2 protein-coding genes are annotated in these 969 nt (G+C 74.7%); one reads left to right on the top strand and one right to left on the bottom strand.

What is annotated here, in order from left to right; all coding sequences use genetic code 11:
• Window positions 1–313 (top strand): hypothetical protein (locus AC2W7M_RS26295; protein WP_486136118.1); only part of this gene is annotated, 313 nt, incomplete at its 5' end.
• 12 nt (window positions 314–325) lie between these two features.
• Here the strand turns inward: AC2W7M_RS26295 and AC2W7M_RS26290 are convergent.
• On the bottom strand, window positions 326–841 hold the full coding sequence (locus AC2W7M_RS26290) for a YaiI/YqxD family protein (RefSeq protein ID WP_486136116.1): 516 nt from the start codon (window positions 839–841) through the stop codon (window positions 326–328).
• Window positions 842–969: the final 128 nt, after the last annotated feature.

The following is a 969-nucleotide window of genomic DNA, read 5'->3' as shown; positions in this document are numbered from 1 at the left end:
CGCGGCCCGCCGGCGACCGTCGCCGCGCTCGCCGGCGCCTATGCCGGCCGGTGCTCGGCGCGGCGAAGCTGAGCGCGGAGCCGGCGCACTGGTGCTGACGCTGGAGGCGACGGGGGCACAGCTGCGCCTCGATCCGTTCGACGGCATGGTCTTCACCGCCAGCCTGCTGCCCACCGGGCGCTTCGCCAATGTGGTGAAGCTCACCGGCGACACGCCGCTGGGCTTCGCCCAGTTCGAGGCGGGCGCCGACGGCAAGCTCGGCGCGCTGGTCTTCGCCATCGAGGACCAGACCGTGCGGCTGGAGAAGGAGTAGGGCTGGCGCCGCTCAGGGCGCGGCGGCAGGCAGGAGCCCGGCACGCTTCAGCCGGACGATGGCGAGGTCCAGCGCGGCGAGGAAGGCCGAGCGCTCGCGCGGCGAGAAGGGCTTCGGCCCGCCGGTGATGGCGCCCTGGGAGCGCAAATCCTCGAACAGGTTGCGGGTGGCGAGCGCCATGCCGATGGAATCGGGCGTGAACGGCTTGCCCGACGGGGCGATCACGTCGGCCCCCGCCTTCACGCAGCGCGCCGCCAGCGGGATGTCGGCGGTGATCACCACGTCGCCGCGCCGGGCGCGGGCGGCGATGAAGTCGTCGGCGGCATCCGGCCCGGCCGGCACCACCGCCCGCTGCACCAGCGGATCGCGCGGCACGGCGATGGGCGCGTTCGCCACCACGATCACCGGCACCCCATGGCGCAGCGCCACCTTGTAGGCCTCCTGCTTCACCGGGCAGGCATCGGCATCTATGAACAGGCGGATTCCCTCGCCGGCGCTGGCGGGGGAGGTGGGATCGGGGCTCTCCATGGCCCTGTCTTGGCAAGGCCGGCCCCCGCGGCAAGGGCCGCCCACCGTTCCCCGGCCTAGCGACGGCGCAGCCGACGCCTGCTCCCCGGCCCAGCGACGGCGCAGCCGACGCCTGCTCCCCGGCCAAG

Source organism: Xanthobacter sp. BG11Y11_SDJG, from assembly GCF_057364445.1.
This window is presented reverse-complemented; position numbering and strand designations above follow the sequence as displayed.

What these genes read in the sequence shown, in the direction of transcription:
- AC2W7M_RS26290 (WP_486136116.1), bottom strand. Translation starts at nt 841, where the DNA reads ATGGAGAGCCCCGATCCCACCTCCCCCGCCAGCGCCGGCGAGGGAATC.